Source organism: Pseudomonas sp. CGJS7 (assembly GCF_036961695.1).
The window spans coordinates 1-6,670 of record NZ_JBAMDI010000243.1 but is presented as its reverse complement, the minus strand read 5'-3'; the positions used below and the strand labels follow the sequence as shown (position 1 = coordinate 6,670).

Annotated in this window: 6 protein-coding genes; 1 reads left to right on the top strand and 5 read right to left on the bottom strand. The window is 66.6% G+C overall.

The genetic code is table 11. The features are described 5' to 3' along the window. Window positions 1-397: 397 nt before the first annotated feature. The 5 genes from V7787_RS51950 to V7787_RS51930 form a co-directional block, all read right to left on the bottom strand. The gene (locus V7787_RS51950; RefSeq protein WP_336095317.1) at window positions 398-895 is read right to left on the bottom strand and encodes a hypothetical protein; all 498 of its coding nucleotides are present in this window, start codon (window positions 893-895) and stop codon (window positions 398-400) included. 348 nt (window positions 896-1,243) lie between these two features. Continuing rightward, window positions 1,244-2,059, bottom strand: a complete 816-nt coding sequence (locus V7787_RS51945; RefSeq protein WP_336095316.1) for an ABC transporter permease subunit — start codon at window positions 2,057-2,059, stop codon at window positions 1,244-1,246. After that, window positions 2,056-2,913 (bottom strand): ABC transporter permease subunit, encoded by an 858-nt coding sequence (locus tag V7787_RS51940; RefSeq protein ID WP_336095318.1) that lies wholly within the window; start codon window positions 2,911-2,913, stop codon window positions 2,056-2,058. The genes V7787_RS51945 and V7787_RS51940 overlap by 4 nt, the downstream gene beginning before the upstream one ends. A 196-nt stretch (window positions 2,914-3,109) precedes the next feature. Then, complete coding sequence (locus V7787_RS51935; protein WP_336095315.1) at window positions 3,110-4,264, bottom strand: ABC transporter ATP-binding protein; 1,155 nt, start codon at window positions 4,262-4,264, stop codon at window positions 3,110-3,112. A gap of 4 nt (window positions 4,265-4,268) precedes the next feature. Beyond that, window positions 4,269-5,420 (bottom strand): polyamine ABC transporter substrate-binding protein, encoded by a 1,152-nt coding sequence (locus V7787_RS51930; RefSeq protein WP_336095314.1) that lies wholly within the window; start codon window positions 5,418-5,420, stop codon window positions 4,269-4,271. Between the two features lie 292 nt (window positions 5,421-5,712). Between V7787_RS51930 and V7787_RS51925 the strand changes: the two genes are divergently transcribed. After that, window positions 5,713-6,495, top strand: a complete 783-nt coding sequence (locus V7787_RS51925) for a TorF family putative porin (protein ID WP_336095313.1) — start codon at window positions 5,713-5,715, stop codon at window positions 6,493-6,495. The last annotated feature ends 175 nt before the right edge of the window (window positions 6,496-6,670 follow it).

The window sequence follows — 6,670 nt, the reverse complement described above, 5'->3', positions numbered from 1 at the left end:
CGCGGCGAACAGGCGACGGCGGCGGGGAATAATCCGCCGCCGTCGGTGCGGGAGCGGACATTCCCGCGCCGGGCCGTTTCGCTTAAGCGTTTGCGATATAAAAAAAGCTCCCCGCTGGCCCGGGGAGCTTTTTCTTTTGCGGCGCTTTGTCTCGCCGCTCGTACGACCCGGGCATCGTCCAGTTCGACTGCGAACCGCCCGGACAGAACCGAACCGATCTTGCGGACATAAAAAAACTCCCCGCTGGCCCAGGGAGTTTTCCGACATCGCCTATTAGCGAAACCAACCCGGTCCGGAGCGACCAACCACTCCCCCAAGCCGTCATTCCGGCGAAAGCCGGAACCCATTTTGATCTTGCTCTCGACCGCTAGATCAAAACCCGTTCAAACGACAAATCTCAAACGCCGCAGAAGCAAGTAGCGTTGGCACCCACCGAAGCCCCAGCCGGCGCATCGATAAACACCGCGCAATCCGCCGCAGCGGCGGTTCCGCGCGGCGCGACCGAGGCGTCCTTGCTGTTGCAGGTGCTGACGCTGACGCCCTTGCGGGTGCCGACGTTGCTGTTGAGGCAGTTGGCCGAGATCGCATCGGCGGTGGTGAGCACCGCGCTGTTGTCGACGGCGATAGCGGCGTTGGGGTTGCTGGACAGCGCCGAACCGAACACTTCGACCTTGCGCGAGCCGCTCGGGCAAGCGTAGTTGGCGGTGCAGAACTGCGAGGCCGGGGCGTCGGCGCCGGCGCGGGCGGTCGCGTAGACCTGGATCACGCCGGGCAGCAGCTTGACGGTCTTGCAGTTGCCTTGCGCCTGCGCCTGCGGCGCGGCGATCAGGCCCAGGCCGAGCGCGGCGGCGAGCACGAACAGCTTGGCGCCGGCGGCGCGCATTGGGTAATCCATTGCTTTATCTCCATGGGTTTGAGTGAATCCGGCGCGGATGTGCGGCATCCGGGGAAACGTCGGGCCCGAGCGAAGTCGGTGAGGCCAGCGGTGCGAATGCAGGTGAAGTGCCAGAATGAAATGGCCGTAGCCGCGTCGTGCCGGGACGGCGGCGGCATAGGCGAGGCGAGCGATGCGGACGTTGCGTTCCCCGCCGCCATCAGAGCAGCGGCAGATGTCGCTGCGATTGCATGTGCGTGAACGCACACGCGAAGCGGTCGCCGTTCGTCGTTTGGCGCCAGCGGCGGGGCGATTGTCGCGATGGGGCGGGGCCGCGACGGCTGCGCCGCGGCCCGCGCGAGCGCCGTCTCAGTCCGCGGCGCGAGCCAGCTTGCGCTCGCGCCGATGCATCAACACGCCGGCCACGCTCACGCCCAAGGTCACCAGCACCACGATGATCGTGGTCAGCGCATTGATCTCCGGGGTCACCCCGATCTTGACCTTGGAGTACACCAGCATCGGCAAGGTGGTCGAACCGGGCCCGGAGGCGAAACTGGCGATCACCAGATCGTCCAGCGACAAGGTGAAGGCCAACAGCCAGCCGGCCAGCAGCGCCGGCGCGATCAAGGGCAGGGTGATGACGAAGAACACCCGCCAGGGTTTGGCGCCCAGATCCATCGCCGCTTCTTCCAGGCTGGAATCCATCGAGGTCATGCGCGAGCGCACCACCACGGTGACGTAGCAGGCGGTGAGGGTGATGTGGGCCAGGGTGATCGTGGTCATGCCGCGTTCGGGCCAACCGAAGACCTGCTGCAGCCCGACGAACAACAGCAGCGAGGACAGGCCGAGCATCACATCGGGCATCACCATCGGCGCCGAGTTCATCAGGCTGAGGATGCCGCGCCCCGGGAACTTGCCGAACCGCGACAAGGCCAGCCCGCTGGCCGTGCCCAGCGCGACCGCGGCGGTGGCCGAGATCGCGGCGATGGTCAGGCTGCGCTGGGCCGCTTCCAGGATCTGCTCGTTGCGCGCCAGCGCCGCATACCACTGCAGCGAGAAACCGCCCCAGGTGGTGGCGCGGTCCGAGCCGCTGAACGAATACACGATCACCGAGACGATGGGCAGGTACAAGAACGCGTAGCCCAGCGCCATCATCGTGTACAGCGCGAACGGACGCCGCTTCACGACTGCGCCTCGCGCGCGGCGCGGCGGTTTTCCACGTATTCGAACAACAAGGTCGGCAGCACGATCAGCAACAGCATCGCCACCGCGATCGCCGCCGACAGCGGCCAGTCGCGGTTGGTGAAGAACTCGGTCCACAGCACCCGGCCGATGGTCAGCGCATCCGGACCGCCGAGCACATCGGGAATCACGAACTCGCCGACCGCCGGGATGAACACCAGCAAGGTGCCGGCGAGAATGCCGGGGAACGACAACGGCAGCGTCACCCGCAAGAACGCGCGCCAGGGTTTGGCGCCCAGATCCGCGGCGGCTTCCAGCAGGGTGAAATCGAGCCGGATCAAGGTCGCGACCAAGGGCAGGATCATGAAGGGCAGGTAGTTGTAGGTGATGCCGATATACACCGCCAGATTGGTATGCAGCACCGCTTCGCCCGGTTCGATCAGGCCCACCGCCGCCAGCGCCTGGCTGATCAGTCCGTTGGCGCGCAACAGGCCGATCAGCGCGTAGGTGCGCAGCAGCGAGCTGGTCCAGAACGGCAGGATCACCAGCACCAGCAACAACAGCCGCCACATCCGCGGCGCGCGGGCGATGCCGTAGGCGATCGGATAGCCCAACAGCAGGCAGCACAAGGTCGACACGCCGGCGAACACCAGCGATTTCAGGTAGGCGGCGATGTACAGCGGATCGGCCAGCAGCGCGGCGTAGTTGCCGATGTGCAGGCGCAGCGAGGTGGCGCCGTCGGCGGTGGTTTCCAGCAGCGGCGTATACGGCGGCACTTGCCCGAAGACCGACTGGGCGAAGCTGATCTTGAGCACGATCAGGAACGGGACGCAGAAGAACAGCGCCAGCCACAGCATCGGCACCGCGGTCACCAGCAGCCGGCCGCGCCGGGTCTTGAATTCGTCGCCTACGGCGCGGAACCAACCGAAGAGATTATCAACAACATCCCCCCAGAAACCCCAAATCCCCCGGCCTTGCTTTTCTTCCCGCCCACTCATGACCACGCGCCCACGATCGCGACGTCCACATCCGCGGCCACCATCGCCCCGATCTTCATGACGTCAACACCACCGCACTTGCCGCATCCCAAGACAACCACAACGTATCGTCCCAGTCGTAATGCGGCTCCGAACTGCGCGCCACATGCGTTTCCTGCACCCGCAGAATCGCCCCGGCCTCGGTCTGCACGTGATAGATCGACACATCGCCCAGATACGCGATATCGCGCACCTTGCCGGCGACCGCGTTCTCCATGCCCTCCGGCCGCGACTCGTGCACGTCGATCTTCTCCGGCCGCACCGCGATCGCCACCGCCGTGCCTTCCGGCAACGGATCGGGATGGCGCGCCAGCAGTTCCTCGCCGACGCCGTCGCATTGAATGCGCAGCAATCCGCCTTCGCCGTCCTGGCCCAGCACCCGGCCTTCGAGCAGGTTGATGCCGCCAATGAACTCGGCGACGAATCGGGTCGAGGGGTATTCGTACAACACCGCCGGCGTGGACACCTGGACGATGCGCCCGGCGTCCATCACCGCGATGCGCGAGGACATGGTCATCGCCTCTTCCTGGTCGTGGGTGACCATGATGAAGGTGGTGCCGACCCGTTCCTGGATGCTGACCAGTTCGAACTGGGTGTGCTCGCGCAGTTTCTTGTCCAGCGCGCCCAGCGGCTCGTCGAGCAGCAACAACTTGGGCTGCTTGGCCAGGGCGCGGGCCAGGGCCACGCGCTGGCGCTGGCCGCCGGAGAGCTGATCGGGCTTGCGATTGCCCAACTGCGGCATCCGCACCAGTTCCAGCATCGCCTGAACCCGGTCGCCGATCTCGCTGGCGCCGAGTTTGGCGCCGCTGGAATGCTTGAGGCCGAAGGCGATGTTCTGGGCCACGCTCATGTGCGGGAACAGCGCGTAACTCTGGAACATCATGTTGACCGGCCGCTGGTACGGCGGCAGATCGGTCACGTCGACGCCGTCGATCAGCACCCGGCCGCGGTCGGGCGATTCGAAACCGGCCAGCACCCGCAGCAGCGTGCTCTTGCCCGAACCCGAACCGCCGAGCAGGGCGAAGAACTCGCCGCGGTAGACGTCCAGCGAGATGTCGTCGCAGGCGTAGACCTTGCCGAAGGTCTTGGTCACGCCCTCGATGCGCACGAACGGCTGCGCGGCCGGATCGCGCCAGGGCTCAAGGGCGGGCGCGCGGGCGGGGACGCTCATGCGCTCAGTGCCCGCTCTTGATGCTGGTCCAGGCGCGCACGCGCTGGCGCTGCATGTCCTCGGGCAAGGACTTGGGATCGATCAACTTGGCCCGCACCGCTTCGGGCGGATACACGCCCGGGTCCTGGGCGATGGCCGGATCGACCAGGCTGGCCGCGTCCTTGTTGGCGCTGGCGTAGGCTACGTGGTTGCTGATCTTGGCCGCGACCTTGGGATCGAGCAGGTAATCGATGAAAGCGTGGGCGTTGCCGATGTGCTTGCTGTCCTTGGGGATGGCGATCACGTCGACCCAGCGGATCGCGCCTTCCTTGGGGATGGCGAAGCGCAGGTTCGGCGCCGCCGCGCCGGCCTTCTTGGCCGCGTCGAAGGCATCGGTGGCGGCCTGGGCGATGTCGCCGGAGTAACCCATCACCAAACAGGCGTCGCCGTTGGCGAAGGCGTCCTTGTACTCGGCGTTGTTGAAGGTGCGCACGTACGGGCGGATCGCCGCGTAGACCTTGCGCACCGCGTCGATCTCATCGGCGGCGCCGGCGTTGGGATCGCGGCCCAGCCAGATCAGCGCCGCGCCGAAGGCTTCCTGATCGTCGTCGAGCACGGTGATCCCGCATTTCTGCAGCTTGGCCGCGTTGGCCGGATCGAACAGCAGCGACCACGAGTCCAGCGGCGCGTTCGGGCCGAGCGCGGCCTGGACTTTGTCGACGTTGATGCCAAGACCCGTGGTGCCCCACATGTACGGCACCAGGTGGGCGTTGCCCGGATCGATCGCGGCCAGGTTCTGCAGCAACTGCGGGTCCAGATGGCTCCAGTTGGGCAGCTTGCTCTTGTCCAGCGGCGCATACAGCCCGGCCTTGACCTGGCGCTGGGCGAACGGCCGCGCCGACGGGAACACCGCGTCGTAGCCCGAGGCGCCGGCGCTGAGCTTGCTTTCCAGGGTTTCGTTGGCGTCGTAGACGTCGTAATTGACCTTCACCCCGGAGGCGGTCTCGAAATTCTTGACCGTGTCGTCGGCGACGTAGTCCGACCAGTTGTAGACGTTGAGCACCTTCTCCTCGGCCCCGGGCTTGGCGGCGGGAGCGTTGGCGTCGGCGGGCTTGCCGCCGCCGCAGGCGGTGAGCAACAACAAGGCGCAGGCGAGCGGGGCGAGGCGCAAGGTCACGGTGGATCTCCTGGAAGGCGGGTGCGGCGACGAAGGCCTGTGGGCGGGTGGAGCGGGCGCGCGGGCGCGGCCGGGGACATGGCGGGGATGTTCGGAGCCTGTCCGCGCGGTGTCAACGCATGGGCGCGGGTGTCGGCTCGGGCGCGGGGCATTGTCCGGAACTGTCGCGCGAAGCCCCGGTGACGAAGCCAGGCCCGGTGCCTGGGATTGCGATGGCCGCATTGCTCCGGCGGCCCGTGCGTGCGATATCGTCCTCAGCCGCGCTTGTGCGTCATTTCGGGGAACCCCACTCATGCCGACCCTTCCGCCCCTCCTTCGCCCGCGCCGGCCCGCGCTCGGGCTGCTGCTGGCCTCGGCCTTGGCCGCGCTCGCGCCTTCGGTAAGCGCTCAGCAGGCAGGCGAAAGCGACGGCGACCGGCCTTGGGCCGTGCGCGGCAGCGTGTCCGCGCTCAGCGACTACGTCTGGCGCGGCGTGTCCCAGACCCAGGAAGACCCGGCGTTGCAGGCCGAGATCAACCTGGAGCACCGCAGCGGCTTCTACGCCGGCCTGTGGGCTTCGAGCATCGACTTCACCGCCCCTGGCGAAGAAGACGACGGGGTGAACTACGAACTCGACGGTTACCTCGGCTGGGCGGGCGAACTGCGTCCGGGGCTGGAGCTGGACGTGGTGCTGACCCGCGCGGCGTATCCGGGGTCGCGTTCGGGGTTCGACTACGACTACACCGAGCTGGAAGGGACGTTGAGTTTCGCCGAGTACTACCACGTCGGCTTGGCGTATTCGCCGGACATCTTCGGTCTGGGCGGCAAAGGGTATTACTGGAACGCGGGCGGCGAGTGGCCGTTGGGCGAGAGCGGGTTCGGGTTGAAGGCGCAGGTGGGTTATTACGACCTGGACGATGCGGCGGGCGATAGCTACAACGATTATTTGCTGGCGGTGACCAAGCAGTTCGGGCCGGTGCATGCGGAGTTGCAGTACACCGATACGTCCAGTTATGGGCCGGAGTTGGCCGAGGCGTTGGACGATTCGAAGTTGGCCGATGGCAAGTTGGCGTTGGTGGTGGGGTGGAAGTTCTGAGCCTACCGATTGCCGCTACCGCATTCCCTAATTCCCTTCTCCCGCTTGCGGCGACCGAAGGGAGTGCAAGGCTGAGAAGGTGCCCGAAGGGCGGATGAGGGTGCTGTTGCCGTTGCTTTGGCCCGGCGGCGCAACTGACTCGCGATAGCAAAAGGACACCCGAAGGGCGGCGCAC

Excerpts from the sequence above, each read along its gene's own strand:
- V7787_RS51950 (WP_336095317.1), bottom strand. The coding sequence starts at position 895 with ATGGATTACCCAATGCGCGCCGCCGGCGCCAAGCTGTTCGTGCTCGCC.
- V7787_RS51935 (WP_336095315.1), bottom strand. The coding sequence starts at position 4,264 with ATGAGCGTCCCCGCCCGCGCGCCCGCCCTTGAGCCCTGGCGCGATCCG.
- V7787_RS51925 (WP_336095313.1), top strand. The coding sequence starts at position 5,713 with ATGCCGACCCTTCCGCCCCTCCTTCGCCCGCGCCGGCCCGCGCTCGGG.
- V7787_RS51940 (WP_336095318.1), bottom strand. The coding sequence starts at position 2,913 with ATGCTGTGGCTGGCGCTGTTCTTCTGCGTCCCGTTCCTGATCGTGCTC.